This is a genomic window from Micromonospora sp. NPDC048842 (genome assembly GCF_040649935.1).
In the GTDB taxonomy this organism is placed as follows: Bacteria; Actinomycetota; Actinomycetes; order Mycobacteriales; family Micromonosporaceae; genus Micromonospora; species Micromonospora hortensis.
In genome coordinates, this window is sequence record NZ_JBEZGK010000010.1 from 1 (window position 1) to 26,139 (window position 26,139).

General features: G+C 67.3%; 25 protein-coding genes. 9 read left to right on the forward strand and 16 right to left on the reverse strand.

The window, feature by feature from the left end:
• The first annotated feature begins 1,615 nt into the window (after positions 1–1,615).
• Positions 1,616–2,227, forward strand: a complete 612-nt coding sequence (locus AB0C19_RS16130; RefSeq protein WP_357185329.1) for a hypothetical protein — start codon at positions 1,616–1,618, stop codon at positions 2,225–2,227.
• Between the two features lie 105 nt (positions 2,228–2,332).
• Here AB0C19_RS16130 and AB0C19_RS16135 read toward each other — a convergent pair whose 3' ends face one another.
• From AB0C19_RS16135 to AB0C19_RS16150, 4 genes are all read right to left on the reverse strand, one after another.
• Positions 2,333–2,872: a hypothetical protein gene (locus AB0C19_RS16135; RefSeq protein WP_357185331.1), complete on the reverse strand. Its 540-nt coding sequence runs from the start codon at positions 2,870–2,872 to the stop codon at positions 2,333–2,335.
• Positions 2,873–3,264: 392 nt separating this feature from the next.
• The gene (gene zwf, locus AB0C19_RS16140; protein WP_357185334.1) at positions 3,265–4,758 is read right to left on the reverse strand and encodes a glucose-6-phosphate dehydrogenase; all 1,494 of its coding nucleotides are present in this window, start codon (positions 4,756–4,758) and stop codon (positions 3,265–3,267) included.
• Positions 4,759–5,451: 693 nt separating this feature from the next.
• The gene (locus tag AB0C19_RS16145) at positions 5,452–5,586 is read right to left on the reverse strand and encodes a hypothetical protein (RefSeq protein ID WP_258395732.1); all 135 of its coding nucleotides are present in this window, start codon (positions 5,584–5,586) and stop codon (positions 5,452–5,454) included.
• 445 nt (positions 5,587–6,031) lie between these two features.
• Positions 6,032–6,490 carry a hypothetical protein gene (locus AB0C19_RS16150; RefSeq protein WP_357185338.1) on the reverse strand — a complete coding sequence of 153 codons (459 nt, stop codon included), beginning with the start codon at positions 6,488–6,490 and terminating at the stop codon, positions 6,032–6,034.
• 328 nt (positions 6,491–6,818) lie between these two features.
• Here AB0C19_RS16150 and AB0C19_RS16155 point away from each other — a divergent pair, with 328 nt between their 5' ends.
• Positions 6,819–7,367 (forward strand): hypothetical protein, encoded by a 549-nt coding sequence (locus AB0C19_RS16155; protein WP_357185341.1) that lies wholly within the window; start codon positions 6,819–6,821, stop codon positions 7,365–7,367.
• A 114-nt stretch (positions 7,368–7,481) separates the two neighbouring features.
• On the opposite strand, the gene AB0C19_RS16160 is transcribed toward AB0C19_RS16155, so the two are convergent.
• The 8 genes from AB0C19_RS16160 to AB0C19_RS16195 all read right to left on the reverse strand — a co-directional run bounded on the left by AB0C19_RS16160 (position 7,482) and on the right by AB0C19_RS16195 (position 16,014).
• Entirely contained in the window at positions 7,482–8,735 is a 1,254-nt protein-coding gene (locus AB0C19_RS16160) for an iron-containing alcohol dehydrogenase (RefSeq protein WP_357185344.1), read from the reverse strand.
• 1 nt (position 8,736) lies between these two features.
• Positions 8,737–8,877, reverse strand: coding sequence for a hypothetical protein (locus AB0C19_RS16165; RefSeq protein ID WP_357185347.1), 141 nt, complete (start codon positions 8,875–8,877; stop codon positions 8,737–8,739).
• Positions 8,874–10,334, reverse strand: coding sequence for an NAD-dependent succinate-semialdehyde dehydrogenase (locus AB0C19_RS16170; RefSeq protein WP_357185350.1), 1,461 nt, complete (start codon positions 10,332–10,334; stop codon positions 8,874–8,876). Before AB0C19_RS16170 ends, AB0C19_RS16165 begins: the two co-directional genes overlap by 4 nt.
• Before the next feature lie 245 nt (positions 10,335–10,579).
• Positions 10,580–11,656: an ABC transporter ATP-binding protein gene (locus tag AB0C19_RS16175; protein WP_357185353.1), complete on the reverse strand. Its 1,077-nt coding sequence runs from the start codon at positions 11,654–11,656 to the stop codon at positions 10,580–10,582.
• A complete protein-coding gene (locus AB0C19_RS16180; protein WP_357185356.1) occupies positions 11,656–12,723 on the reverse strand; it encodes an ATP-binding cassette domain-containing protein in 1,068 nt (355 codons plus the stop codon). The genes AB0C19_RS16175 and AB0C19_RS16180 overlap by 1 nt, the downstream gene beginning before the upstream one ends.
• Positions 12,723–13,634 (reverse strand): carbohydrate ABC transporter permease, encoded by a 912-nt coding sequence (locus tag AB0C19_RS16185; protein WP_357185361.1) that lies wholly within the window; start codon positions 13,632–13,634, stop codon positions 12,723–12,725. Before AB0C19_RS16185 ends, AB0C19_RS16180 begins: the two co-directional genes overlap by 1 nt.
• Positions 13,634–14,584, reverse strand: a complete 951-nt coding sequence (locus tag AB0C19_RS16190; protein ID WP_357185364.1) for a sugar ABC transporter permease — start codon at positions 14,582–14,584, stop codon at positions 13,634–13,636. The genes AB0C19_RS16185 and AB0C19_RS16190 overlap by 1 nt, the downstream gene beginning before the upstream one ends.
• Positions 14,581–16,014, reverse strand: a complete 1,434-nt coding sequence (locus AB0C19_RS16195) for an extracellular solute-binding protein (protein ID WP_357185367.1) — start codon at positions 16,012–16,014, stop codon at positions 14,581–14,583. The genes AB0C19_RS16190 and AB0C19_RS16195 overlap by 4 nt, the downstream gene beginning before the upstream one ends.
• A 378-nt stretch (positions 16,015–16,392) precedes the next feature.
• On the opposite strand from AB0C19_RS16195, the gene AB0C19_RS16200 reads away from it, so the two are divergent.
• The 3 genes from AB0C19_RS16200 to AB0C19_RS16210 all read left to right on the forward strand — a co-directional run bounded on the left by AB0C19_RS16200 (position 16,393) and on the right by AB0C19_RS16210 (position 18,636).
• The gene (locus tag AB0C19_RS16200) at positions 16,393–17,136 is read left to right on the forward strand and encodes a GntR family transcriptional regulator (protein ID WP_357185370.1); all 744 of its coding nucleotides are present in this window, start codon (positions 16,393–16,395) and stop codon (positions 17,134–17,136) included.
• An 89-nt stretch (positions 17,137–17,225) separates the two neighbouring features.
• Positions 17,226–17,795: a DJ-1/PfpI family protein gene (locus AB0C19_RS16205; RefSeq protein WP_210781253.1), complete on the forward strand. Its 570-nt coding sequence runs from the start codon at positions 17,226–17,228 to the stop codon at positions 17,793–17,795.
• A 19-nt stretch (positions 17,796–17,814) separates the two neighbouring features.
• Entirely contained in the window at positions 17,815–18,636 is an 822-nt protein-coding gene (locus AB0C19_RS16210) for an alpha/beta hydrolase (RefSeq protein WP_357185374.1), read from the forward strand.
• Between the two features lie 144 nt (positions 18,637–18,780).
• Here the strand turns inward: AB0C19_RS16210 and AB0C19_RS16215 are convergent, their stop codons facing one another.
• A complete protein-coding gene (locus AB0C19_RS16215) occupies positions 18,781–20,352 on the reverse strand; it encodes an LPXTG cell wall anchor domain-containing protein (protein WP_357185377.1) in 1,572 nt (523 codons plus the stop codon).
• Positions 20,353–20,547: 195 nt separating this feature from the next.
• Here AB0C19_RS16215 and AB0C19_RS16220 point away from each other — a divergent pair, with 195 nt between their 5' ends.
• Positions 20,548–20,889 (forward strand): VOC family protein, encoded by a 342-nt coding sequence (locus AB0C19_RS16220; RefSeq protein ID WP_357185380.1) that lies wholly within the window; start codon positions 20,548–20,550, stop codon positions 20,887–20,889.
• A 37-nt stretch (positions 20,890–20,926) separates the two neighbouring features.
• Here the strand turns inward: AB0C19_RS16220 and AB0C19_RS16225 are convergent, their stop codons facing one another.
• Both AB0C19_RS16225 and AB0C19_RS16230 read right to left on the reverse strand, forming a co-directional pair.
• Positions 20,927–21,436: a DUF2199 domain-containing protein gene (locus tag AB0C19_RS16225; RefSeq protein ID WP_357185383.1), complete on the reverse strand. Its 510-nt coding sequence runs from the start codon at positions 21,434–21,436 to the stop codon at positions 20,927–20,929.
• A gap of 284 nt (positions 21,437–21,720) precedes the next feature.
• Positions 21,721–22,965: a PQQ-dependent sugar dehydrogenase gene (locus AB0C19_RS16230; protein ID WP_357185386.1), complete on the reverse strand. Its 1,245-nt coding sequence runs from the start codon at positions 22,963–22,965 to the stop codon at positions 21,721–21,723.
• 180 nt (positions 22,966–23,145) lie between these two features.
• On the opposite strand from AB0C19_RS16230, the gene AB0C19_RS16235 reads away from it, so the two are divergent.
• Positions 23,146–23,655: a hypothetical protein gene (locus AB0C19_RS16235; RefSeq protein ID WP_357185389.1), complete on the forward strand. Its 510-nt coding sequence runs from the start codon at positions 23,146–23,148 to the stop codon at positions 23,653–23,655.
• A 44-nt stretch (positions 23,656–23,699) separates the two neighbouring features.
• On the opposite strand, the gene AB0C19_RS16240 is transcribed toward AB0C19_RS16235, so the two are convergent.
• On the reverse strand, positions 23,700–24,116 hold the full coding sequence (locus AB0C19_RS16240; RefSeq protein WP_357185392.1) for a hypothetical protein: 417 nt from the start codon (positions 24,114–24,116) through the stop codon (positions 23,700–23,702).
• A gap of 237 nt (positions 24,117–24,353) precedes the next feature.
• On the opposite strand from AB0C19_RS16240, the gene AB0C19_RS16245 reads away from it, so the two are divergent.
• On the forward strand, positions 24,354–25,589 hold the full coding sequence (locus tag AB0C19_RS16245; protein WP_357185395.1) for a low temperature requirement protein A: 1,236 nt from the start codon (positions 24,354–24,356) through the stop codon (positions 25,587–25,589).
• 193 nt (positions 25,590–25,782) lie between these two features.
• Positions 25,783–26,112, forward strand: a complete 330-nt coding sequence (locus tag AB0C19_RS16250) for a hypothetical protein (protein ID WP_357185398.1) — start codon at positions 25,783–25,785, stop codon at positions 26,110–26,112.
• The last annotated feature ends 27 nt before the right edge of the window (positions 26,113–26,139 follow it).

The window sequence follows — 26,139 nt, forward strand, 5'->3', positions numbered from 1 at the left end:
TCTTAGAGTGACCACCCTCTATACCGGAGCTCCGCTGCTTTACGCCTCAGACACGCCTTGACGATCCGCCCAACCGCTTAACTGAACGGCGTTGGTACTAGACGCCGTCGTCTTGGCCCACCGAGCGGCTCCTGCTTATTCGCAGCTCACGGACTGCGTCCTGCGACTCAGGTCGATTCCATAGAGGAAGCGGGTCCGATTCGATCATTCTTTGTCCCCGCTCGACCGAAATAGAGTCATGCGAAGTGGAGCTGCGAGGCGCACGGATGAAAATTCCCAATGTCGTGCACCTGGCATGAGCCGACGTCGTTGACCGTGACGGCGGGGCCCTCAGCCGTCCGGCGTATTGCGGCGCCGGGGTAAGACGTCTAGCGTCACGTCCAGCGGGTACCCATGTTCAGCCTAAAGGAGCACTCGGTCACCGGAAGTCTCATCGTGCCCGTCGCGCACAATGGATCCGAGCGAGAGGTGCTACATGGACTGTGTTCTCACGGGCCCTGGCCATCGGCTGCAGGATACGCATTTCATTTGGCTTGAGATAACGAGCAACTGCCAGCTCGAATGTCGGAAACTGCAACCCCGTCGTAAACCCGCCGCCCTGTAATCCTACTGCTGGCTCCCTCCACGGCCAGAGCCTGAGCCTCGACCGCCAGGACCCGTCTGTGGTCCATACTCGAGATAGTAAACGGTTTCCGGTCCCCTTCTTGCCTAAGCGTTTGAGTGGGGAAGGGGCCGGGAGGCACGATACTGCCCGGTGTGTGACCCCGATCCTCGCAGGCATCTGGAAGCTCCCAAGGGCGGCCACCAACCGAAGACGATAGTCATCTGCGCGGACTGCCCGATCGACCGCCGCTCGAGGGTGTGGGCGCGGCTGAGGTGATCCTCGACATCTCCGCTGAGCCTGCCCCCGGTTACGCCTAGCAGAAATGCAAGAGGTGTCTCATGGACCACCAGCTTTCCGAAAGTCAGAAAAATGAGTATCTAAATGAGATTCGAAAATTCTTGGCATGGGCGGCTAGCGATGGCCTTGGCCGTATGTCAATGATCCTTCGCATGACTCTTCCATCTGTGCACACTGATGCCCAAGGGCTAGTAGAAATGCGTGAGTATCTGGACGTTGTTCGCAGAGAGGGGTTGACCCCCGACGTCGGCATACCAGTGATTAAATTGCTCATTCAGACGGGGAAGCATGTGGAGGAGTTCGGCGCCCCGATGCCGTCCCATGAAGCGGTCTCCCATCTATCGGCAGGCAGGCTTGGTCATGGTGGCGGATCGTTGCTCTAGCTGCACAGTGCCGCTATCGAAGCGCAGGTGCACCAATACTTTGACCTGCGAGCCAGTCAGCGATGGCCCGTGGGCGTTGTTGACCATCAGGTAGTCAATGAGGTCGTGACCGCCGTCACCGGGCGTCTCGACCTAACGCTGAAGATCCGCGGCAGTCAGCCCGTTCAGACGGCCGATGTAACTCGAGCGATCCCGCGTCGGAGGTGCATGTGCCGTCATCGGCAAGAGGCGGCCAGTGATCGGGCCGTAACGACGGCCCGCATGAGGTACGAGCCAGTCGCGCTCCCGTCCCGCGTGGCTGAGGCAGCGCCTGACGTTGTGGGAGGAACCGTTGCCTGACAAGAAGACCTACGAAGCCACCACCCCGGACTGGGCGCGCATCCGGGCCTATGCCAAGCGCGTCGCCGGGGAGACCCGCAAGGCGAGGGAAAGCGCCATCTCCTACACCACGACCGAATACCAGACGCAGACAAAGCAGGTGGAGGTCAGATACGGCCTCTTCGATTTGTTCACCAGGGTCGAGAACAGGTCGGAGCGGGTCGCGGTGGCCCGACGGGTGGACGTCGTCGGATCCCACTGGCTGCTCGATCGACGTCACCATCACATCCAGCGCAACACCAAGCACCGGAACGTCACGCAACAAGAAACCACCCACGAGCAGCACTACGTGGTCCTGCTGCCGGACGGTGGGTTGAAGAAGATAGTGGTATGGGAAGAGGAGTTCCTCCGCACCGAGAACGGCAAATCGACCTTTTTTACCACCCGCAAGCACTTGGTGGCCGACCTCGACGATCGCGACGTGCGAGCGATGGATTTCGAGAAACGCCACACTTCGTACAGTGCCGACCGCATCCAGACCTGGGGCGACCACGAACTCGGCAAGCGGTTACTTACCCACGCTAAGGGCGTCGGACTTACCCAGGCCTTGAAACGCCTGCTCTGATGCGGCCGGAATCGGTCACAAAAGGCGTCGCTCTGAGCTGGCGACAAGATCCGGAACCTTTGTCGGCCGGGAACGCCCCGTAGCCGGACGGCACAGGCCGGATGCCTACCGCCCGGCCGTTGCGCGGGCGATCAGGGGAAGCCCGTGGTCGGGCAGGACAACGATGAACTGCCACGGTCCGTGCTCGACCCTGGCAAGCCCGACCCTTCTGTTGACGCTAAGCGCCGCGACCATGGCGGGGCCGCCTTCGACGGAATGCTCCAGTTGGACGTAGTGCTTGGCCAGGCTGACGGCGGGGCCGTTGATCCACAGCTTGATCTCGGCACCTCGGTGCAGAGCGTCGAGCAGTTCGTCGCGCGTTGGTCCCGCCGCAGCCGCCAGGACCCGGTCGTAAAGGCGTTCCTGATCGCAGGGGCGGGTAGGGGCGACGGCGGCCTGCTGCCGGCAGGTCGGGCAGGCTGCGGCGTCCTCGCGGTCGAAGAGGTGCCGGCACAACTCGATCTGGTCCTCGACGAGGCCGCACAGGGTTTCCTCGCTGTTCCAAGCGTGCTCCACGCCTGGTCTGAGCAGGTGGACCGCAGCCGCGAACTCGGCCGGTACGCGTGCGATGGCGAACGACCAGCCTTCTTGATCAGCAGACATCACGGCGCGAGGTTACCGAACCAGGGTTGAGGCGGGGCACCTCTGCCGCCAGGACCCAAGGAGCACGCTGGAAAAAAAGCCTCCCGGGGCGCAGCCGAGTGACCAATCCGGTGATCTGACACCTGCACCACCCGGCCCCGATGCCGAACGGCCCCATCGACGCCGCCCGCCGGTCCGAAACCCCGGCTCTGCCGCCCGTCGACGTCGCTACATCGTTCAGGCGCAGGCTGGCCCTTGTGGTGCCGTTGGACGCAAATCGCAGCCAGAGTCACTGACCCGTCCGCAAGGCCGGCCATCGACTCCGATGACCGGCTCACTGAGAGGACCGCGCTGCGCGTCGGTGGTGAGACCAAGCGATAGGGCTCAGCAGCGCGGTCACACTCGTTGTGGCAGGGTCACGCGGAGTTGCGCCACTTGCGGCCGTGCCGGCCGATGAGTCGGTCGGCGTCGGTCGGGCCCCAGGAGGCGGCCTCGTAGGTGGGGATCGGCGAGTTGTCCTTCTCCCAGTTGTCGATGATCGGGTCGACGATCCGCCAGCACTGCTGCACCTCGTCGCTGCGGATGAACAGCGACGCGTCACCGATCAGCGCGTCCAGGAGCAGACGCTCGTACGCCTCCGGGGACTCCTCGGCGAACGTCTGGTCGTAGGAGAATTCCATTGTGGCGGTGCGGACCCGGAAGGAGTGGCCCGGCACTTTGGCACCGAAGCGCAGCGAGATGCCCTCGTTCGGCTGAATCCGCAGGATCAGCGCGTCAGCATCGAGACCGGTGAGCTGGTCGGTCGGGATCGGCAGGTGCGGCGGCCGCTGGAACTGTAGCGCCACCTCGGTGAGCCGGGCCGGTAGGCGCTTGCCGGTGCGGACGTAGAACGGCACTCCCGCCCAGCGCCAGTTGTCCACGTTGAGCCGCATCGCGGCGTAGGTCTCGGTCCGCGACAGGGGGTCGACGCCGGCCTCCTCGCGGTAGCCGGCCATCAGCTCCTCGCGGGTGCCGCCCCGGGTGTACTGTCCCCGGACCGCCGCCTCGGCGATGTCCCGGTCGGTGGGGAGCCGGATCGCCTGCAGCAGCTTCACCTTCTCGTTGCGCAGGCCCTCAGCCTCGAATGAGGCCGGCGGCTCCATCAGTGCCAGCGCGAGCACCTGGAGCACGTGGTTCTGCACGATGTCCCGCATCGCGCCGGCGTCCTCGTAGAAGCCGCCGCGGCTGCCGACGCCGAGGGTCTCGGCGACGGTGATCTGCACGTGGTCGACCCAGGAGCGATCCCAGATGGGCTGGAAGATCGAGTTCGCGAAGCGAAGCGCCAGCACGTTCTGGACAGTGTCCTTGCCCAGATAGTGATCGATGCGAAAGACCTGGCGCTCGTCGAACGCGCTGTGCACGACGCCGTCGAGCTCGCGGGCCGTGACCAGGTCGCGCCCGTACGGCTTCTCGATGACCAGGCGGGAGAATGAGCCTTCGCGTGGCTGGTTGAGCCCGACACCGGCCAGTCCGTTGATCACCGGCTCGAAGGCCCCGGCCGGGGTGGACAGGTAGAAGAGCCGGTTGCCGGACGTGCCCCGCTGTGCGTCCAGCTCGTCGAGGGTCTCGACGAGCCGCTTGTAGGTCTCCGGGTCGTCGTAGCCGCCGGCCACGTACCGTACGCCGCCCTGGAGCTGGCGCTTGCTGACGAGGGTGCGTTCGCCGAGGGCGCTCTCGGCGAACTGCTCGTCGGTCATCGACGTACGGGCGACGCCGACCAGCGCGAACTGGTCCGGGAGCCGCTCGTGCCGAGCCAGGCTCTCGATGGCGGGCAGCAGCTTACGCCGGGTCAGGTCACCGGAGGCGCCGAAGATCACCAGCGTGGCCGGCGGGGCACTCCGCTCCTGGATGAGCTGAGATGCGTGGTCCATGGTCTGCGTTCCTCCGGGCACAAGGGGTGTGGGATCGGGGGCGGTGCTGTCCTGCCAGGGATAGCGCGGGCTGTGGCGGTAGTGTCCGGGGCCACGCGGCGTGCCCCGTTGGTCACGGAGCTTGAGCGTCCCATGCTCGGCTGATGGGTAGGCGATCCGGTGCGGTCTGTCGGCGTACGTGATGGTGGTACGAATGATCGTGGCCAGATAGCCCGCGGAGGTCAACGGTCTCGCCGACGGCGGCGCCGCGGACCGCCAGCGGGCGGTTGCGGCGTTGCGCTGGTCTGGTGGTGGTGGCCCATCCTGATGCCGGTCTCATTGAAGGGCTGTTCGTATCCGCCTGTGACCGGAAGATGACCGGCAGAGTGCTCGCCCCGCAGCACCAGGCCGCAGCGGATTCTTGAGGTGCCCAACGCGAGCGGGAGCGGCGTCGGTGGGCAGTGGGGGACCTCATGCTCGCTGCGTCAGCCAGCTCCACCGCAGCGGTTTTGCCTGCGGCTCTCATCTCGGAATGGGGCGTAGCTCATCATCCGCGGTCTGCTGGTCCTCGCTCGGCGTCCCAGCGCCCGCCGGATCCTCTGGGACTCTGCGACTGGCCCGCGGTTCTACGGCAGCAGCGGCAGGTGGGGACGTGACGATTGTCAGTCCCCACCGTCATTGCCGTACTCGGAGAATGGAGCGATTCTGCCGGCGTCAGCGCCCGGTGGACACGATGTTTGAGGATTGCCCGTTCTGCTCGTCGCGCTTCAGGCGCTTCGCAGTCTGCTTCTCCTTGATCGTCTTGCCCTTCTTCTTGACGTTCGCCTTGCTCGTCGAGTCCTTGGACATGATCGAACCTCCTGGAGCAGGTCGGTGAACGTGCAGCGTGGTACTCGCCTGATCGCGGCGGCAGGTGACAGGAGACCCGCGGCGGGCGCGAAGTCCTTCTCTGCACGCCGACCCTACGCTGTTCCAGCTCTTGCCGACGTTGGGAAGCGCATCGACGATCGTGGGGCGATAGTTCGTGCCGCCTCACCGCTGCGGTAGGCGGGTCGCGATAGCGCGGCCGGCGCGGCGGTCCTCGCCCACAGGGGCGTATTCCCAGGCCGCCTCCGGCGGGGCGCTCAGGCTGCGGGGATGGGTGGCCACCCCGTCGACCCTCGACCAGGCAGTAGCAGAGCAGACCTGCCTGCGGTGACAAGCGCATTCGTCCGGTAAGGGGCGCTCCAGCTTGTCATCGGAGGGCGTGCCCGCTCCACCGTGTGCGGGTCAGCGGCGGACGGGCGGCACGGCCTCAGCCTGCGGCCGCAGCGGTGATGTAGGTGTGGAACGCCGCTACTTGTTCATCAGTGACAACTGGTTCGAAGTCCAGGTGCTCGCTCGGAACGATGCTGGTACCGGTACCGGTGACTGTTACGAACCAGGCGCCTTCGTGGCCGAACCAGCGCGCCTGCGCCAGGACACCGATGTCGGCGCTCTCGGAGGGGTCATCCCGATCCGCCACGAAGACGATGCGAACCCACTGCCCGTCCTGGCCGTAGGGCGGCTGGGGAACGTGCAGGGTGAGATTGTCCGCGCCGAGGCTTTCACCGAATAGGCGAGCTGCACCGGCCTGGGCCAGTGCCCAGAGATCCGCTGTCTTATCAGTGCGGCCTACCTCCACCTCGCCGTCCGGACCCTCGACCAGTACGGCGTATGAGCGGTCAGGCTCGTGCCGCACCCGTGCTCGCACCTGCATCCTGGGGTCGCTCATCAGTCAATGATGCGGCAGCCGCCCTAACGGCAGCGCCGCCGTACAGCTTCTTTCCAGTCATGCCGGTCGACGCTTGCCGGCGGAGGGCGCTATCGGCCGACGACCGAGCCGCCCAGGAGCACCCGGCCGTAGTTGGTGCCGGTGGACGCTCTCGGTCACGATCGTGCCGGCGTGTCCGCAGTGGTCTTACGTGGTGCCGGTGGACATCCACCCCCTCGCCGCGGGGTATGCCTTGCGCGCGTCTGCGATCGTTGGCGGCGGATGTGCGGCAGAGGTTGAGTGACGATCGTGGCGGGTCTTGCGGGTCCGCGCCAGGTTTGGATGGTCGATGGTTGTCTTTGCCCAGCAGCTTCCGGCGCTGATCGGCGTGATCGTGGGAGCCCTCGCCTCTTACCTTGTCAGCAGCGCGGGGGAGCGAGCACGTTGGCGACGCAGCCAGGCGGTCCGTTGGGATGAGAGCCGCATGCGGGTGTATGCCGAATATGGCGGCTCCGTCAAGCGGTGGGCCTACCTGTCGTGTCGCATCGCGGCAGCACGAGGGTTCGACCACTCCGCAGCCCACCTGACCCCGGAAGAGGGACTCCCGCTCCTGGCCGCAGCGGAGGACGATCGTGGAGCGCGGTGGGAATCGATGCTGCTATTGGGCAGCCCGGAGACTGTTGCTGCTGCCCGTGATTGGCATCAAGCTGTCCACCGTCTCGATTGGTACGCACGTGGACGATTGACGGATGCCGAGCAGTGGCTGCCGGCGATTCGGGAGATGGAGAAGTACCGCGACAGGTACTACGAATGCGCGCGGAACGATCTCGGTGTAGGTGGCGGGTCGCTACCGCCGCCGGCATGGCCTCCTTCATGGGTTCCCGAGACCGGGACATGATCCAGCATCCCTGGGCTGGATTGCCGGGGACGCTCTACCGAGGGGGCAGCTACGTCCGGCGCGATGACGTGGCCGAGCACGCCGAGCCCCAGGGTGGGGGCAGTCAACTCGTCGTCATGTGGAGGGCCGGTCACTGTCTCCACTGGAAGTCAGGGCGTGTCGGTTCCGGTCCCCGGTCCAGGCCGCTTCGAGGATCGCGGTCAGGCTGGCGGTGTCGGTCGGGCCCGGATGGTTCTGGATCAGGCGGGTGACGCCACTGGCCATCTCCGCGAAGCGCGGGAGGTCGGCGCGTGCCACGCCGATGTCCGCCAAGGTGCGAGGGATGCCGATGTCGGCAAGGAGCCTGTCGAGCCAGGTGAGGAACGTGTCTGCGGCCTCGGCGTCGGAGGCGTCGGTCACGTCGAGCCCGCACACCCGGGCGAGGATGGCCAGCCGGTCGCTGATCGCATCCCTGGCCGCGTCCAGCGCGTAGGGCAGGAGCAGCCCGACGCCCACGCCGTGCGGCGTGTGCGTGGCTGCGCCGATGGGGTACTGGAGAGCGTGCGGGGCCGCGTTGCCCGCATGGGAGAAGGCGAGCCCGGCGAGCATGGACCCATAGGACATGTCAGCGCGCGCGTCCGTGTCGCCTCCGTCAGTGACAGCACGGCGCAAGCTACGGGCGATTCGCTCCGCGGCGCGGAGCGCGTAGTGGTCGGTGATCGGGTTGCGGCCGAGGAACACCTGCTCCACTGGGTCGCGCGGGCCGTGGGCCCGGGGTTGCGCGGTGTAGCTCTCCACGGCGTGACAGAACGCGTCGATGCCCGAGTGGGCGGTGACGGTCGCCGGGCAGCTGTAGGTGAGTTCGGGGTCGACGATGGCGAAGTCGGGCACGATGTGGACGCTGGAAACCCCCACCTTCAGCTCGCGGTCCGGGTCGGTCAACACCGAGACGGGTGTGAGCTCGGAGCCGGTGCCTGACGTCGTCGGGACCGCGACGAGAGGCATCGTCGGCCCCGGCACCTTCGACTCACCGTAGAAGTCGCGTGGGCTCCCACCGTGGCGCCGGATGACGCCGACGATTTTGGCGAGGTCGATCACCGTGCCACCCCCGACGGCGAGGATCACGTTGGCGTCCACCTCGGCGGCGGCCGAGACGGCCACTGCGACATCGGAGAGTGGCACGTCTGGAGTCGCGTCGGAGAACACCTCGACGGCCTTGACCCTCTCCCGCACGGCGGCCACGATCTCGGCCACGCCCGGCTGCCCCAGGAGAATCTGGTCGGTCACGATGAGGACTCGCGAGCCACTCTCGGCCACCACTCGTGGGATGTTCTGCGCGACCCCTTCGCCCACTATCAGCTGGCGTGGTCCGCGGACGGTCTCAAGCATGTCAGTGCCTCTCCGGAACGTCGGCGGCGATGAGCGGGGCGGACGTCCAGGTCATCTGCGAGACCGGGACGGCGTCGGCGAGGTTGGCCGCCCGGGTGGCGCAGGCGCGCGCGGCGGGCGCCCGGAGCGGCAGGCCGTTCACGGGAGGTCGATCGCCACGTAGGTGAGGTCGAGGTATTCGAGGATGCCCTCGTGCGACCCCTCCTTGCCGATCCCGGACTGCTTCACGCCTCCGAACGGAGCTGACGGATCCGATATCAGGCCACGGTTGATGCCGAGCATCCCCGTGTCCAGCCCTTCGGCGAACCGGAGCGCCCGCTGGAGGTCACGGGTGAAGACGTACCCGGCCAGGCCGTGCTCGGTGTCGTTGGCCTTCGCCATCACCTCGTCGTCGGACGTGAACGAGATGATCGGCGCCACCGGGCCGAAGATCTCCGCCTTCAGCATCCGGGCGTCCTCGGGCACGTCGACGAGGACCGTAGGCGGGTAGAAGTGGCCCGGGCCATCGGGACGCTCGCCGCCCACCAGGACCCGGGCGCCGCGATCGACCGCGTCGGCGACCAGCTCGTCGATCTTGGTGACCGATGCCTCGTCGATCAACGCCCCGACGTTCACGCCGTCGTCGAGACCGTGGCCCACCGAAAGCGCGCCCATCCGCTCGGCGAAGCGCGCCGCGAACTCCTCGCGTACGGGCTCCTCGACGTAGATCCGGTTGGCCGCGATGCAGGACTCCCCGATGTTGCGCATCTTGGCCACCATGGCACCGTCGAGCGCGACGTCCAGGTCAGCGTCGGCACACACGATCAGGGCCGCGTTGCCGCCCAGTTCCATGGACGTGCGCAGCACGTTGTCCGCAGCCTGCCGTAGCAGTACGCGCCCGACCTCGGTCGACCCGGTGAACGAGAGCTTGCGGGTCCGACCGTCGGCCAGCAGTGCGGAGACCACATCGCCGGAACGCTTGGTGGTCACCACGTTGACGACGCCCGGAGGAACGCCGACCTCCTCCATGATGCGGGCCAGGAACAGCATGGTGAGCGGCGTCTGGCCCGCTGGCTTGGTGATCGTCGTGCAGCCCGCGGCCAACGCTGGAGCGATCTTGCGGGCACCCATGGCCAACGGGAAGTTCCAGGGCGTCACGAAGACGCACGGTCCGACCGGCTTCGGCACGGTGAGGATGCGATATCCACCCGCGGGAGCGATGCTGTAGCGACCCTCGACGCGCACCGCCTCCTCGGCGAACCAACGGAAGAACTCGGCGCCGTACGCCACCTCTCCCCGGGCCTCGGCGAGCGGCTTGCCCATCTCGAGCGTTATCAGCCGGGCAACCTCCTCGGATCGCTCGGTCAGTGCCCGGTACGTAGCGGTCAACAACTCTGATCGTTTGCGCGGCGGGGTCGCCGCCCACTCCGCCATCGCCTTGCTCGCCGCACCCAAGGCGGCGAGCCCGTCGACGACGTCGGCGTCCGCCACCTCGGCGATGGTCTTGCCGGTGGCCGGGTCCTCGACGGCAAAGGTGGCTCCGCTTGCGGCGTCGCGCCAGGCGTCGCCGATCCGCAGCCGCCGATGCTCGGGGGCCAGCACGTTCATCGGGTCACTCATCGCGTCGCCTCCTGTGATCTTCTTCGTGATGTCCGGCGTGCCTCAGCGATCGCGCTGTGCGCGGAGACGGACGGGTCACACGCCCTCGTCGGGGGAGAGGTTGCTGGGCGGGGCGAAGCCCGCGCCGCCGATCGCCTTCGCGGGCCACTGTCGTCTCAGCGTCGTCACGCCGTGCTCGCTGGTGACGGTCCACAGAGGCTCGATCACCGGGTGCGGGCGCATGTCGCCGTCGCCGCCGGGCGCCGTTACCGTCCCGCCTCGGACAGCGACAGCCCGGTGCCCGCATCGAACAGGTGCGCACGATCCAGGTCGACAGTGACGAGCAGCCGCTCGCCCGGCGTACCGGTGACTGTGGGTCGTGCCTTGACCTTGAGGATCTCCGTCCCCACTCGGACGTCGACCACCGTTCGGTCACCGAGTGGCTCGAGCCCGTAGAGCTCACCCGACAACGACGCGTGCCCACGTTGCTCGACGGACAGGTCCTCCGCCCGCAGGCCCAGCAGCAGCTCACGACCGTCCTCGGCCGTGGTCCAGCGGGGCCGCGGTAGCGTCCAGCCTGCCGCACCGACCAGACGATCTCCCTCGGCGTGGCAGGCCAGCAGGCTGATCGGCGGGCTCCCGACGAATCCCGCGACCCACTGGTTGGCGGGACGCTCGTACACCTCGGTCGGCGTTCCGACCTGTTGCACCTTCCCCTCCTTGAGGACCGCGACCTGGTCGGCCATGGACAGGGCCTCGACCTGGTCGTTCGTCACGTAGACGAAGGTCGCTCCGAGGCTCCGGTGGATGCGGGTGAGTTCGGTGCGCATCTCGACGCGGAGCTTGAGGTCGAGGTTCGTCAGCGGTTCGTCCATGAGGAACGCGCGGGGGCGACGGACCAGCGCCCGGGCCAGGGCGACACGCTGCATCTCACCGCCCGACAACTGGGCGGGACGACGCTGCAGCAGACGTTCGATGTGCAGCAGGCTCGACATCTGCTCGACGGCAGCGGCGATCTCACGTGAGGAGCAGCGGCGTGCCCGTAGCGGCGAAGCGATGTTCTCGTACACAGTGTGTCGCGGGTAGAGGGCGTAGCTCTGGAAGACCATGGCCAGGTCGCGTGCGGCCGGGGTGTCACCGGTGGCGTCCCTGCCGTCCAGATGCACCGACCCGGCGTCAAGCTTGTCGAGGCCGGCCATCGCTCGCAGGGTCGTCGTCTTGCCTGCCCCGGAGGGCCCGAGTACGACGAAGAACGAGCCGTCCGGCACGTCCAGCGTCACCCCGTCGAGGGCCTGGACTTTTCCGAAGGACTTGCGCAGCCCGTGCACTGCCACGGTTCCCATCAGGCCACCAGCTCTTCCGTGCTCACGTCGTAGACCGCCGGGGTCCCGCCGGTGTGCCGCAACCCGACCGTTGCGTCAGCCGCGAAACGGACAGTCGGTGGCATGCGAACCCGTACGTCGCGCTGGCCGCCGTGGTCGACCACGTAGATGATTTCGTCGCCCAGCCACTCCGCCGAGACCACGCGGGCCGGGACCGACTGTTCCGCCCCTGGTGCGGTGACTTCCAGCGCCTCCGGCCGGACGCCTGCGACCAGGCGACGGTCGCGCGGCAGGCCTGGCGGTGGCGCGAGGGCCAGTCCGCCCTCACCGCGCAGCTTCCCGTCGGCCACCTCCACCTCGATCAGGTTCATCGGTGGGGAGCCGATGAAAGCGGCGCAGAAGAGACTCGCGGGACGGTCGTAGACCTCCAGCGGCGTGCCGATCTGCTCGACGCGGCCCTTGTTGAGGATGGCGATTCGGTGACCGAGCGACATCGCCTCGACCTGGTCGTGGGTGACGTAGACCATCGTCGCCCCCAGCTCCCCCTGCAGGTGCTTGATCTCGGTACGCATGTCCGCCCTCAGCTCCGCGTCCAGATTGGTGAGAGGTTCGTCCATGAGGAATGCGCGCGGCCGCCGCACCAGGGCGCGAGCCAGCGCGACGCGCTGCTGCTCCCCGCCGGACAACTGGCGCGGTCGCCGGTCCAGGAGCGGACCAAGCCTCATCAGCCGGGCAGCCTCGGTGACCCGCTCGTGCACCTCCGGCTTGGGCAGTCCCTCTGCCCGCAGCGGGAACGCCAGGTTGTCGCGGGTCTTCAGATGCGGGTAGAGGGCGTAGAACTGGAACACCATGGCGATGTCGCGCTCGGCGGGCGGCATGTCGTTGACCAACGTGTCGCCGATGCGGATGTCGCCCGTCGTCTGCCGCTCCAGGCCGGCTATGGCCCGCAACGTGGTCGTCTTGCCGCAACCCGAAGGGCCGAGCATCACGAACAGCTCGCCGTGACCGATGGACAGGTCCACGTGTTCGACCGCTACCGTCCCGTCGGGGTAGCGCTTGTGCAGTGCTGTCACCTCGATGCCTGCCATCAGCGTCGCACCGCCCCGAGCGTCACACCGGCGATGAGGTGCTTGCGCACCAGGTACGCGAAGACGAGCACCGGCAGGGCGAACACCACGGAGGCGGCGGCCACGAGACCCCAGTCCGTCGTGGTGCCGCCGATGAGGCCGGCGATGGCGGGTGGGGCCGTCCGGACGTCGTCGCTGGAGGTGAGGAATGTGGCGAACACGAACTCGTTCCACGAGAAGATGAGTGCGAAGACCGCCGTCGCGGCGATGCCGGGCACGAGCAGGGGAAGGGTGAATCGCCGGAACGCCTGTAAACGGGTGTAGCCGTCGAGCATGGCGGCATCCTCGTACTCCGCGGGCACCTCGTCGACGAAGCCCTTCATCATCCAGATCGTGAACGGGACGTTGAACGCGCTGTAGATGAGGATCAAGCCGAGCTTGTTGTCGATGAGTCCGACTTGGCGGTACATGAGGAAGATCGGGATCACGACCACCACGGGCGGCATGAAACGCGTGGACAGGATGAAGAACAGTTGGTCCTTCTTGGCCTTCACGGCGAAGCGTGAGTAGGCCCAGGCCGCCGGGACTCCCAGCACGGTGGCCAGCACCGTGGAAGCTCCGGCGACCACGACGGAGTTGAGGAACGAGACGGACAAGGCCGAGCGACCGCCGTCGGGGGAGACGAACACGTCCTTGTAATGGTCCAGAGTGACTGTGAAGTCGAACAGCTTCGCCGGGATGGCGTAGACGTCCCGGTTCTCCTTGATGGACGTCTCGATCATCCACAGCACCGGGAAGAGCATCACGACGGCCAGCACGGTCAGCAGCGTGACCTCCAGCACGGAGCGGCCTCGGCTGCCAAGGCGGCGCGCGGGGGGCGTGTGATCCCGGGCAGGACCTGTGGACACGGCCTCGTCGACGGAGACGGCCATCAGCCCTCCTTGAGCTTGTTCAGGTAGCGCAGGTAGAACTGCGTGAGGACGATGACGACGAGGACCATGAGGATCCCGTACGCCGAAGCGGTTCCGGTGTTGAAGCCCAGGAACGCGACCTTGTAGATGTGGAACGACAACGTCTCGGTGGAGACACCCGGGCCACCGTTGGTGAGGATGTAGACGAGGTCGAACAGCCGGAACGCCTCGATGGCCCTGAACATCACGGCAATGAGAAGCAGTGGCCATACCAGCGGAAGAGTGATGGTGCGGAACCGGAACCATTCGGACGCCCGGTCGATCGAGGCGGCCTCGTACAGGTACTTGGGAACCGCGGTGAGGCCCGCGAGTGCGATGAGCATGATGAACGGCGTCCATTGCCAGGTGTCGACCACGATCAGGGACAGCAGTGCCGTCCGCTGCCGGGTGAGCCACTCCACCTGCCCCAGGCCGATCGAGCCGAGCATGCTGTTGACCACGCCGAACTGCGCGTCGAGCATGAAGCGCCAGAACAGCCCGACCACGACCGGCGACAGCATCATCGGGACCAGGAACAGAGTGGTCAGCGCTCCTCGCCCATGTGTGCGCCGCGAGATCAGGTAGGCGATGCCGAATCCGAGCACGGTCTGTAGGCCGACCGCACCGACCACGTAGATCAACGTCGTCAGGGCCCTCGTGTGGACCTGCGCCGACGTCAGGATGGCGGTGTAGTTCCCGAATCCGATGAAATTGGCGGGCCCTCCGCGGGTGGCCGAGTAGTCGGTGAAAGACAGGTACAACGCCCACAGCAACGGGAACACCGACATGGCGAGCAACAGCAGCATCGCGGGGGAGATGAAGGTGACGGCGAGCCAGCGGTCGCTCAGCCGAGGGGACCGACCCCGGGCAGGTGGGCTCGCGGACGCCACCTGCCCGGGATCGTCGGTCGTCAGAGGGACGGGGTCACTCACAGTCCGCCGCCACCCTTGCGGTTGCCGGAGTCGAGGACGCTCTGCTGCTCCTTGGCGATGTCGTCGAGCGCATCCTTCGGCTTCTTCGCACCGTTGAGAGCCGCGTTCACGTTGGTGTTCTCGATGTCGACGAGGCGCGCGTACTCGGGCACGTTCCACATGTCCCGCATCCGCGGAACCGAGTCGGTGTACACCTGGTTGAACGGCCCGGCGTTGAGGAACTCGGGCGACTCCAGGGCGTCCGTACGCGATGGCACGCCACCTGCCGCGGCCCACTTCTTCTGGACGTCAGCCCGCTCGAACCACTTCATGAAGTTCAGGGCCTCGGTCTGGTTCGCCGTGGCCGAGTAGGCCGACACGTGCATCCCCATGCCGCCGAGAGGGACCAAATTCGTCTTCTGGCTCGGCAGGGTGGCAAAACCCAGCTTGTCGAGGATCTGCTCCCGGGTGGTGCCGAGCGTCGACTGCTTCGGATCGAGCAGGCCGCCGCTCGCGGCGATCCAGTTGAACGCGATGCAGGCCTTGCCCTGGGCGACAGCCGCGTTCACCTCGTCGATGAACCAGTTGCCGGAGCCCTTGGCGGTCAACGGCTTCATCTTGTTGACCAGGACGTCCATCGCCTCCTGGCCCGCTGCGTCGTTGATGACGCCATCGATCTTGCGAGTCTTGGAGTCCCAAAGGTTGCCGCCGTAGACACCGTTGACAGTGTTGTAGGTGACGGCCGCGGCATCGGAGCCGTTGGCCTGGTGGAAAGCCAGCCCGCTGACGCCAGGGTTGTCCGCCTGGCACTTCTCGGCGGCTGCGATCATCTGGTCCCAGGTCTGCGGCGGCTTGTCGCCGATCAGGTCCTTGCGGTAGATCATCGTCCAGGTGTCGCCGAGCAGCGGCAGTCCGTACAGGCTGGCGTTCTCGTCGCGCTTGCCGGTCTCCGCCTGGGGAAACTGGCCGTAGGCCGCCAGGAGGTACGGGTTGTAGGCCGCGACGTCGATGTTCTCCTTGACGAAGTCGGTGAGGTCGAGGATGTTGCCGTTCGTCACGGCCTCGCCGATGTGTTGCGAGTCCAGGATCGCGATGTCGAAGTCGGTCTTGCGCGCCGCGAACTGGGTGAACATGGCGTCGTGCCAGTTCGCGTTCGGCACGGTGTTGACCTTGATGGTCGCGTTCGGTCGTTCCTTCTTGTACTCCGCGTTCGCGAAGGCTTCCAGTGCCTTGGCGGGCGGCCAGTCGAACCAGATGAAGCTGAGGGTCAGCGGATCCTTGGTGAGCTCCGGGATGGTCGCCGGCGCCTTGGGGGCGCTCGCCTTCTCGCCGTCGTCCTTGCCCTCGCCGCAAGCCGTCATGGTCGTGGCCACCAACAGCATGGCCGCCGTCGCCAGCTGCACCTTCCGGCCGGGATCGGACAATCGTCCTATTCGCTTCGGATACCGCATCTTCTTGCCTGCTTTCTGGATGGGGACTTCTAAGGCCTCGCTATGTGCTTCGCCGAGCAGTTGCTGGGTTGTTCAGGCGTGTTGCCGGGCCGTCGCGGGGACCGGCGTCACGAGTACACCGCGATGTACTGGGTCTCCCTGCCGTCGAGAAGTCCGTCGGTCCAGCTGCGACCCGGTGACGACCCGAGCAGGACGTCGAGCATGCTCATGGGAGTTCCAGGTGATCGAAGTAGAGCGGTGGCGGGCGGTGCCGCGATGTGCAGGATGGCGGGCGTTCGTCACTTTTCCTATACGATCGCGTGGGGGCGTCAGCATGCCGCAGCGTTGTGACTGATGTCAATAGGTTCGCGAAGGCGCAGGAAGGGACCTCACGTCACGATGGACGACGAAGCGATGATCGTGCGGGGCCGCAGGGCCGTGACGGGCGCAACGCCGCCGGGAAGATCTGGCGGCCGGCTTGCCGACGAGGTGTACGACACGCTGCTCGGACAGCTGATGTCGCTACGGATCGAGCCTGGCTCCCGCGTCACGATCGACGTCCTGGCTCGGGAGCTGGGGGTCTCACAGACGCCGATCCGAGACGCTCTGAACCGCATGGAGGCCGAGGGTCTGGTAGTGCGCGTACCCCATGCCGGCTACCGCATCCCTCCCCAAATCACCCGTCACCGATTCGAGGACATGCTCGAGGTCCGCCTGCTCCTCGAGCCGGCGGCGGCGCGCAGGTCCGCCGAACGCGCATCCTCGGAGCAGGTGGCCGGCCTGCGACGGATGCTGGAGGAGATGGCGGAGCTGGAGGGGGGCAACGGGCCCACGGCCTATGGCGCCTTCGGGCTACGCGACGCCGCCTTTCACGATCTCGTCGCCCTGAGCGCGGAGAACCAGGTCATCCGTGAAGCGCTCGCTCGCCTGCACAGCCACGTGCACCTCTTCCGGCTTCACCACGACACCCAGGTCACTCACCTGGCGATGGCCGAGCACGAGGAGGTGGTGGCCGCGATCGCCGCGCGTGACCCGGACGCCGCCGCGTACGCGATGCGTCGGCACATCTTGCGGTCCGGCGAGCGTTTTCGACGGTTGTTCGACGAGATCGAGGGCGCGGGCGCAATGGCGGTAGAGGCTTGACGAGCGCGCTGGGCCCAGGAATGCTAACTCAATCCTGATCGGATCGGATTGGATCCACCTCACCCGCCCCTAGATGCGAGGAGAAGCAGGTGCCCAGAGCGCTGCTCCTGACCGGCGATGCCGCCGAGGAGCTCGACACCATGTATCCCTACTACCGCGTGCAGGAGGGCGGCTGGGACGTCGACGTCTCGTCACGGACGATGCGCGACGTGCAACTGGTCATCCACGAGTTCGACCCCAACTCCGATGCCTACGTGGAGAAGAACGGCCGCAAGCTGCCGGTCGACGTGCCCTGGGCCCAGGTCGACGTCGAACGCTACGACGCCCTCATCATTCCCGGGGGACGCGCCCCCGAGTGGATCCGGGTCGACGCCGACGTCAGGCGCATCACCGAGCACTTCTTCGCGCGCAACCTACCCATCGCACTGGTCTGCCACGGCGCGCAGGTACCAGCGGTGTACGGGCTGCTGAAGGGTCGAAAGACGGCGTGCTTTCCCCCCATCACCGGGGACATGGAGAACGCGGGCGCGACGGTCATCGACGCTCCCGACGTCGTGGACGGCAACCTCGTCTCCTGCCGGGGGTGGCCCGACATGCCGCAATTCGGCAGGGCGATGATGGAGCTCTTCTCGAAGTCCGTCGACCCCGCATCGGCATGAGCGCACCGGGCCTGCCCTGGTGACCGCACTTCGGACCGTCACAGTCGACGGTTGCCCCGTCCACGTCCTGGATAGCGGCTCGGGGCACGCGGTGCTGATGCTGCACGGCTCCGGACCCGGCACGACCGGGTCCGGCGCCTGGGCAACGACGGCGCAGGCGCTGGGCACGTCCTGGCACCTGGTCGCTCCCGACCAGGCGGGGTTCGGACGTACACCCCTCCCGGCGGGCTCCAGGGCTGGGCTCCGGCTGTGGACGGAGCAGGCCGCGGGCCTGATGGATGCTCTCGGTATCGAGTACTACGACGTGGTGGGTCACTCGATGGGCGGTGCTGTGGCGCTGGCGTTGGCGGCCGCGCGCCCTGAGCAGGTCACCCGTGTCGTGGCTGTCTCGACGATGGGCGCCCCCGGGGCGCCGCTGTCCGCCGAGCTCGACGCGGTCTGGGCCGCCCCCGCCGGCCCGATCGGGGCCCGAGACATGCTGGGTCGCCTCGTTCTCGACCAAGTACTCGTGACCGATTCGGCCGTCGACGCCCGTGCAGCCGCGATGCGAGCGGGGGCGGCCGCATTCGCGTCGTTGTTCCCGCCGCCCAGGGCACGATGGGTCGACGAGCTCACCCTCTCGGCGCAAACGCTGGCAGCGGTGCGCGCGCCCGTGCTGCTCGTTCACGGCGCCGAGGACCGGGTCACCCCGCTCGAGACGGCAGCCCAGCCACTGCTCGACCACCTGGCCGACGTCCGTCTGCACGTGTTCGGCCGATGCGGGCACGTGCCGTCGATCGAGCACCCGCAGGAGTTCAGGCAGCTGCTGTCGTGCTTCCTCCGCCCGGACCGAGGTCACTAACCGCTGCGGCAGGCTGCGCGACCTCAGGGCCGAGTGCTCTTGAGCGCCAGGGCGACGACCGTGCGGAGTCACGGCAGGTGCCGAGGGCGAGCCCGTGCCCCGCCGACCTGAGGTCGACGGGGCACGGTTGGTGCAGGGAGTGGATCAGGCGACGAAGCGGGTCTTGCGGCGGCGGGCAGCCACGAAGCCCGCAGCGCCGGCGGCGAGCAGTACGCCACCGATGCCGGCGGTCAGGCCGGCCTTGGCACCGGTGATCGGCAGCGGGCCATCGGTGTCCCCGCCTCCCTGGCCGTCATCCCCACCGGGACTCTCGCTCCCGCCGTCAGCGCTCGCGATGATGGTGATCTTCGCGCTGTCGTTGGCTGGGTTGAGATCCACGCCCGTGTCGAAGGTCAGCTGCACCTGGGCGGCCCGGGTGCCGGCCTCGTCGAGGCGCAGCTCGAACTCGTACTCGATCTTCTCGCCCTGCGCCAGGCGTCTGTGCTCGACGCAGCGGTACTCCTTGGCGCCGAGCTTCCCAGGCACCCAGTCGCCGCGGCTCGAGCAGGTCATCGGAACGCGTACGGCCGTGACGCCACTCGGCAGCGAGAGCACGGTACGGGCCCGGAGGTCCTTGGCTCCGTCGACGTTGACAGCCGCCGGGCCGTTGTTGACGTAGCCGACCTTCAACGGCACCGTGGCGCCGACCTTTCCGGTCGCGGTCGCCGGCGTCCCGAGCGCCGCCACCTCAGCCCCCTGGTCACCGCTGACGAGAAGTCTCATCACCGTATTGTCGTCTCGGTCGTTGATGTCTGTCTGCCGCGACCTACTTTGCAGACCAACCGGCTCAAGCCTCAGCTCCTCCTCGGTGCCCTGCTGCCCAAGTCGCGTTGGGTTGTGGGACTGGAACTCCTCCCAGTCTGCCGGCGTGTGCCAGCGCGCCGAGCCGGTGTGACCGTTCGGGGCCGAGTCGTCGGCCGGCACTGTGAAACCGAAGCTGGAGTCCAGTCGTGCGGCGCCGCCCGGCTCGATGGTGTTGGGGAACCGGCAGGCGAAGGCGTGGCGGAAGGCGTCGGCGGGGCTGTACTCGCAGTTCTTGTACCGCTTCGACGGGCCGAAACCGTAGCCGCCTTCGAAGTACAGCACCACGCTGTGGACGGCCTTCTCGCCGCGGTTCGCCACCGTGAGCGGGACGTCGAGCGTGCCGCCGAGGACGCCTGTCAGCTGGAGCCCCTGCTCGACGCCGGCGAGATCCACGCCCTCACCGATGCTGACTCTCGAGCGGTGGGTGGCCGAACCGCCGTCACTATCGGTGATGGTGAACTTGATTTCGCCCTGCTGGTCGGGCTTGGCGCTCTTCTTCGCTCGCACGACCAGGTTGACCATGGTGATGTACGTGTAGTAGTCGTTTTCTTCTGCCACCACCTTGCAGGTGAGGATCGCACCAGACTCGGTGCAGGAGTCAGCACCGCCGTCGTTCCTCACGTCGGCGAAGCCAGCGACCTTGCTCCGGTCCACCTTGACGGTGTATTCGCCCCACTCCATGGTGCTGGTGCGGGTGCGGGCAGAGAGGTTCGATCCTTTTGCAGGGCCGCCGGGGGCGACAACCACATCTCTGGCGTAGAAATCGAGGTCCTCGGCGGCAGGGGCGGCGAAGGCGGGGATGGCGGAGGCCGCGATGAGCGCGCCTACGACCCCGAACCCGGCAAGCCAGCGCCGGGCGAGTTGCTTGGGCATTACCGGGTTCCTCCGTGGGATTGATCAGTGGAGCCCGTGGAGCTTATGAGGCCGTTAGGGCTGGTGCTGCCCCGCTCAAGCGCCAACGGCGGAGATGGGCCGAACGGAGGGCCAGCATCGCCGTAAGGTCGGGTGCCGCATCAGGGCGATTGTCATTTTTCTGATCCTCCGGGGTCGAGCCCCTAGCATGGCGTCATGACCGTAGATCTGTTCGCGGGCATCCCCGTTCGCGACTACGCCGCCGCGGCGGCCTGGTACGAGCGACTCCTCGGGGCCCCGCCGTCGTTCCTACCGAACGACACCGAGGCGGTGTGGGAACTCGCCGAGCACCGGTACGTGTTCATCGAGGTGCGGCCCGACCACGCCGGGCACGCCATGCACACCGTCTTCGTCAGCGACTTCGACGCCCGCATCGCCCAGATCGTCGAGCGCGGCCTGGAGCCGGCCGTGCGCGAGACCTACGACAACGGCGTCCGCAAGGCGACTTTCCGCGACCCGGACGGCAACGAGATCGGCATCGGCGGCGAGCCGGTCTGACGCAGGCCGGCGGCGTGGAGGAACCCGGACATGGAAGCTATCCCCGTGGGTGGAGGAGCAGCTCCGCGATCTCCTGTACGCGTTTCATAGTGATACCGCTGCGTTGTTCCACTGCCAGCGGGTGGTCGGTTGGTTCGAGTACGACATGTGGACGAGTGCCGACTGGCCCGGAGTGCACCTCTGTCTTCAGGTTCAGCGTTCCCACGGGGTACACCGGAAGCTCGGTGGACAGCCAACCGAAATATGCCGGTTCCTGCTCCCGGCCTGGGGTGGTCCACAGGTCCAGAGTGCGACGGAAGCTGTCCCTGCTGAGCGACACCCATACGCCCCAGTCGAAGTCGTCTTCGGCGTCGAGGACGGGGATGACCAGCCGGGCCCGGACGAAGTAGTGCTGCGCCTGGATGACGCAGGTCTCGTCTTCGAGAACGCTGCCCTCGTCGCTGGCGAGATCGTCGCGCCAGTACGCCGGCGCTTCGGCCCCGTAGGAGAATGGGAGGCCTTCGTGGCGCCGGCCGCAGCGGCGGCAAGAGAACTCTTGATCAACCATGGCGCGACGGTACAGCCCTCCTACCGGGCCGGAAAGCGGGTGGGCGGCCGCCCCTTGAGCCGCCGCACCCTGATCCCGACCGTACGAGCTGGTGGGGCGCGACCAGCTCCGAGCGGGGGCGGCGTCAGCCTGATCACGGCTGCGACGATCCGTCACAACCGACCCTCTTCTAAGCCAGGATGGGTGTCCTGCAAACAGAGGTGCCCGAGTCTGCATCGGAGTGAGCCTGGGGACGGCCGCCGAACGCGGCCGTCCCCAGAGGTAGCGCGGGTGTCACCCGAGGTTCAGCGGATCGCCGCCCCGCCGGTGGGGGTCGGCTGGACCCGCTCGAACCGCACCTTGCTCAGCCACCCCGGGAGGTCACTGAGCACGTACAGCTCGCCGTTCACATCGGCGCCGAACGCCGTCGGCTGGGTGGGGAAGGTGCCGATCTCGGCGGTCTCGTAGCCGCCCGTGGACTTGGGACGCACGGCGAAAGCGCGGGTCGAGCAGTAGTCGCTGGCGATGTAGGTGCCCCGCGCCTCGGGGGTGACGGACCCCCGGTACACCAGGCCGCCGATGATGGAGCAGTTCTCCGTCATGTAGTGGTCGTACTCGACGATCGGGTCGGTGAGCCGCACGCCCGGCCGGCACTGCGTCTCGTCGAAGACCGGCGTGCCCTCTCGGCAGGACCAGCCGAGGTTCGCGCCACGCTGCGACGGGCGGACGTGGTTGATCTCCTCGATCAGGCCCTGACCGACATCACCGATCCACAGCGAGTTGTCGGCCGGGTCGATGGAGAACTTCCACGGGTTGCGCAGCCCGTATACCCAGATTTCCGGCCGCGCGCCCGCCGTGCGGACGAACGGGTTGTCGTAGGGCACGCAGTAGGGCTTTCCCCCGCAGCTGCGGTTGACGTCGATTCGCAGGATCTTGCCGAGCAGGGTGCCGAGGTTCTGGCCGCTCTTGAACGGGTCGTTCGCGAAGCCACCGTCGCCGAGGGACCAGTAGAGGTAGCCGTCGCGGCCGAAGGCCACCTGTCCGCCGTTGTGGTTGCCGTACTCGGCGTGCTCCTGGGTGAGTAGCACCTGCACCCGGTCAGGAGCGTTGATGGGCACTCGCGCCAGGGTCAGCGCGCCGGCCGGCAGGCTGGTGTAGGCCACGTAGAGCATCCCGGTCCGCGCGAAGTTCGGCGCCGGAGTGATGCCGAGAAGGCCGCGCTCGTTGTCCGACGTGTCGATCCGGGCGGTCAGGTCGATCACCGGGTCGGGTGCGAGGCCGGTGTCGGGGTGGTAGGCGCGGACGGTGCCGTTCTTCTCCGCGATCAGCATCCGGCCGTCCGGCAGCCCCGTGATCGCGATGGGACGCTGCAGACCGAAGGCCACCCGTTCGGAGACCACTGTCAGCTCAGCGAGTGGCACAGCACGGGGTTTGGATGGGCCGGCCGCGGCGGTGCCGGCCACCGGCGATGGTGGCGACAGAGACGCAGCCAGGGCCAGAACGAGCAACCCGGCCAGCATGGCGGCCGGGCGACGACGTCGTCGTGACATGTTCAGCTCCTCGAGCAGGTGGGTGGTGGACGCGGTCTGGGAGCGTTCCCACGATACATTGGCCTAATTCAATATCCAACCGGTGTCTGGGTGTTGCGGAGCCGGGCCGTCGCGCGACTCCCGGAGCGGGTGACAACGGACGGTAGTGTGAGTCATCGATCAATACGAACGGTGGTGCCGGTGAGTCTGATCCAGGCGGGTGTCACAGCGGCGACGACGATGCTGGCCGTCCTGATCGGTGGATGGCTCACCGTCCGGGCTCAGGATCGGCTGTGGCGGCGCGACCAGGATCGACAGTGGCGAGACATCCGGCTGAACGCGTACACCGACTTCATCGGCGCGGTCCGGGAGTACGTGGCCCACGTCCTCAACCCGGCGGCGCGCATCACCGCCGTGCCGCGCCCGCGTGAACCGGGTGATCTCATGCCGTTCTTCGACGACGAGGGCAGCCGCTACCGGGAGCGACTGGAGAGCACCAAGACCGCGCTTCGACTGGTGGCCGGCAACGTCGAGGTGGTGAGCGGCTCGTCGGAGCTGGTGCGCCAGGCCCGGCTCCTGGCGGCCACACGAGCGGGTAGCGAGGCCCAGGCGTTGCCCGCGGATCGGTTCGACGCCCTGTGGGAGGCCGAGCGCCGATTCATCGAGGTGGCCCGGGCCGAACTCGGGCTGCCCTCCGCGTTCGTGCCATGACCGGTCAACGCCCGCCCGTCACGGTCACGCCAGACGCGCCGCCGTCATTCCAGGCCGAAGTCGACGGGGCTGTCAGCAGCTCTGGCTCTGAACGCCGTCGCCACGGGCTCGCCTCGGGGGCCGAGGAGGGTCTCCAGGTCGTCGTCCCGGGAATCGGCGTGGTCACCGTCCAGGTCGTGCTCGATGACGTCTGCTAGCAGCTCGGCGAGTTCCGCCAAACCGAAGTACCGCATCGCGTCCACGGCTCGTCTCAGCCGGAAGGGCTCGTTCACCTCGACCGCGAAGCCCAGGCCACCACCCATCACCGAGTTGTAGACACGTAGCAGGTACGACAGCTGCACGATCCCGGGTGGAGTGCCGTCGGGAGCCTCGCCGTCAGCGCCGTAATCAGCGGCCTGGTTCCAGATGATGTTCAGGTCATCCATATCGGCGGGCGTCCACCCCTCCTCTACCTCATCCACTGTGCACCTGGGGCCCATGCGGGCGGGTTGTGTCATGAGGTGGAGGTCGGAGCACCGACGCAGGGTATCCAACCAGTAACCCCTCCCGGCGGCAGGCACACGTCAACGGCGCTCAGCCGCACGATCTGCACCTCAGAGACACCGGCGTGCGGTGCCACGCCAGACGCCAGGTGAAGCGCTGACGCAACTCCGCTGGTGGCCGGCTCGTTGGTAGTCAGGGGCGGACGGAGGCGGACGATGGCGGCGGGGCGGGGTGCCGAGCTGCTGCGCCCTCCACGGAGTTCGGGTCGGGCGACGTTCCTGGAGCTGTTCTTCGATCTGGCCTTCGTTGTGGCCCTCACCCGGGTCTCGCAACGATTCGCGGGATTGGGCGACGACACTGGCTGGGCGCTCGTCACGGGGGTCGGGCGTACCCTGCTGCTCTTTCTGGCGCTCTGGTTGATCTGGTCGCACACCGCCTGGATCACCAGCCGGTACGAACCGGAGCAGCCGATCATCCAGGCCGTCGTGGTCGGCACCATGTTCGCCGGCCTGGTCATGGCGGTGACGCTGCCCCGCGCCATGGAGGAGCGAGCGCTGCCGTTCGCTGTCGCGTACCTCTTGGTGATGGTGGTGCGGCCGCTCGTGGTCGCCGTCGCGCTGCGTGGCCATCCGCGACGGCTGGTGCCCTTCCGGCTTGTCGTGTGGGCTCTGGCGAGCGCTCCGCTGTGGCTGGCCGGCGCGTTGGGCCCGGATCACCTCCGCCTGCCGCTGTGGGTTGTCGCCCTCGCTGTCGACTACGTCGCCTGGACACTGGGCTGGCCGCTGCCGTGGCTCGGGGTCTCGAAGGTGGGTCGGTGGCGGATCGCGGGCACCCATCTCGCGGACCGTTACCAGCAGATGGTCCTCATCGCGCTCGGTGAGTCGATTCTGGTTATCGGCGTGGTCTTCAGCGGCGCGGACTACTCCGCGGAGCGGGCAGCCGCCTTCGCGGTCGCGTTCGCCACCAGCGCGCTGCTCTGGCGGATCTACTTCCACCGCGCCGGTCTGCTGCTGACTGAGGCGTTCGACCGGGCGGGTATGCCCGGCCGGCTGGGCGCGGTGTCGGAACGGACGCATCTGTTGATCGTGCTCAGCGTGCTCGTCACGGCGGTCGGCTACGAGCTGGTGATCGATCATCCGTTCGGGCAGCCTCGACCCAGTTGGCTGCTGTTCGTGGTGGGCGGTCCGATGCTCTTCCTCGTCGCCCGTATACGGCTGCAATACGAGATCTTCGGCCGTGTATCCCGATCCCAGATCATCGGCTTGGCCGCCCTGCTGCTGTTCACGCCGTTGTTGGCCCGTTGGACGCCGATGGCCGGGCTGAGCGTGGTGGCCGGTGTGCTGGCGGTGGTCGCGCTCCTGGACGCGTTGCGAAGGCGGGGCCGGCCGCTGGAGGTTTCCGCCTCGCCGATCGGTCGGGAGACGTCCGGAGATCGCGACTCCGAGGCGTGACGCGGGTCGGTCGCCGCGATAGGCCGTTTCGTCGCGTAACCGCACGGCCGGGCACACACCGCGCGTGATGTCGGATCTGTAGCGCGCTACCACCGATCGGATTGTCAAGATAGAACGGTCGGTCTTGAGGGCGCGGGTCCAGGTCGGTATGGTTCTCACAGACAGAACGTTCGTTCTATCTGACGGTAGTCAGATGGAACGGCTGTACCTGAAGGAGAGCACCGTGCCCACCAAGATCACGCTCGTCATCGGTAACCCCGCAGAACCCGACGAGTTCGAGAAGGTCTTCGCCGACGTACGCCGGGCCGCCGAGACGTTCCCGAAGCTCCAGCGGGTCGAGTCGGCCAAGGTGTGGCCGAAGGAGGACGGCACGCCGACTCCCGCGTACCGGACGCTCGACCTGTACTTCGCCAGCTACGAGGACGCCTCTGCCGCAGTCGCGACGCCCGCCGCCGGTGCCGTCTTCGGTGGGCTCCAGGGCACCCAGGTGGAGATCACGGGGCTGTTCTCGAACATCGAGTAGCACCGCCCTTCCCCTCCCGGCGGCGGC

Excerpts from the sequence above, each read along its gene's own strand:
- zwf (WP_357185334.1), bottom strand. The coding sequence starts at position 4,758 with ATGGACCACGCATCTCAGCTCATCCAGGAGCGGAGTGCCCCGCCGGCC.
- AB0C19_RS16145 (WP_258395732.1), bottom strand. The coding sequence starts at position 5,586 with ATGTCCAAGGACTCGACGAGCAAGGCGAACGTCAAGAAGAAGGGCAAG.
- AB0C19_RS16150 (WP_357185338.1), bottom strand. The coding sequence starts at position 6,490 with ATGAGCGACCCCAGGATGCAGGTGCGAGCACGGGTGCGGCACGAGCCT.
- AB0C19_RS16155 (WP_357185341.1), top strand. The coding sequence starts at position 6,819 with ATGGTTGTCTTTGCCCAGCAGCTTCCGGCGCTGATCGGCGTGATCGTG.
- AB0C19_RS16160 (WP_357185344.1), bottom strand. The coding sequence starts at position 8,735 with ATGCTTGAGACCGTCCGCGGACCACGCCAGCTGATAGTGGGCGAAGGG.
- AB0C19_RS16170 (WP_357185350.1), bottom strand. The coding sequence starts at position 10,334 with ATGAGTGACCCGATGAACGTGCTGGCCCCCGAGCATCGGCGGCTGCGG.
- AB0C19_RS16175 (WP_357185353.1), bottom strand. The coding sequence starts at position 11,656 with ATGGGAACCGTGGCAGTGCACGGGCTGCGCAAGTCCTTCGGAAAAGTC.
- AB0C19_RS16180 (WP_357185356.1), bottom strand. The coding sequence starts at position 12,723 with ATGGCAGGCATCGAGGTGACAGCACTGCACAAGCGCTACCCCGACGGG.
- AB0C19_RS16185 (WP_357185361.1), bottom strand. The coding sequence starts at position 13,634 with ATGGCCGTCTCCGTCGACGAGGCCGTGTCCACAGGTCCTGCCCGGGAT.
- AB0C19_RS16195 (WP_357185367.1), bottom strand. The coding sequence starts at position 16,014 with ATGCGGTATCCGAAGCGAATAGGACGATTGTCCGATCCCGGCCGGAAG.
- AB0C19_RS16200 (WP_357185370.1), top strand. The coding sequence starts at position 16,393 with ATGGACGACGAAGCGATGATCGTGCGGGGCCGCAGGGCCGTGACGGGC.
- AB0C19_RS16215 (WP_357185377.1), bottom strand. The coding sequence starts at position 20,352 with ATGCCCAAGCAACTCGCCCGGCGCTGGCTTGCCGGGTTCGGGGTCGTA.
- AB0C19_RS16220 (WP_357185380.1), top strand. The coding sequence starts at position 20,548 with ATGACCGTAGATCTGTTCGCGGGCATCCCCGTTCGCGACTACGCCGCC.
- AB0C19_RS16225 (WP_357185383.1), bottom strand. The coding sequence starts at position 21,436 with ATGGTTGATCAAGAGTTCTCTTGCCGCCGCTGCGGCCGGCGCCACGAA.
- AB0C19_RS16230 (WP_357185386.1), bottom strand. The coding sequence starts at position 22,965 with ATGTCACGACGACGTCGTCGCCCGGCCGCCATGCTGGCCGGGTTGCTC.
- AB0C19_RS16245 (WP_357185395.1), top strand. The coding sequence starts at position 24,354 with ATGGCGGCGGGGCGGGGTGCCGAGCTGCTGCGCCCTCCACGGAGTTCG.
- AB0C19_RS16250 (WP_357185398.1), top strand. The coding sequence starts at position 25,783 with ATGGAACGGCTGTACCTGAAGGAGAGCACCGTGCCCACCAAGATCACG.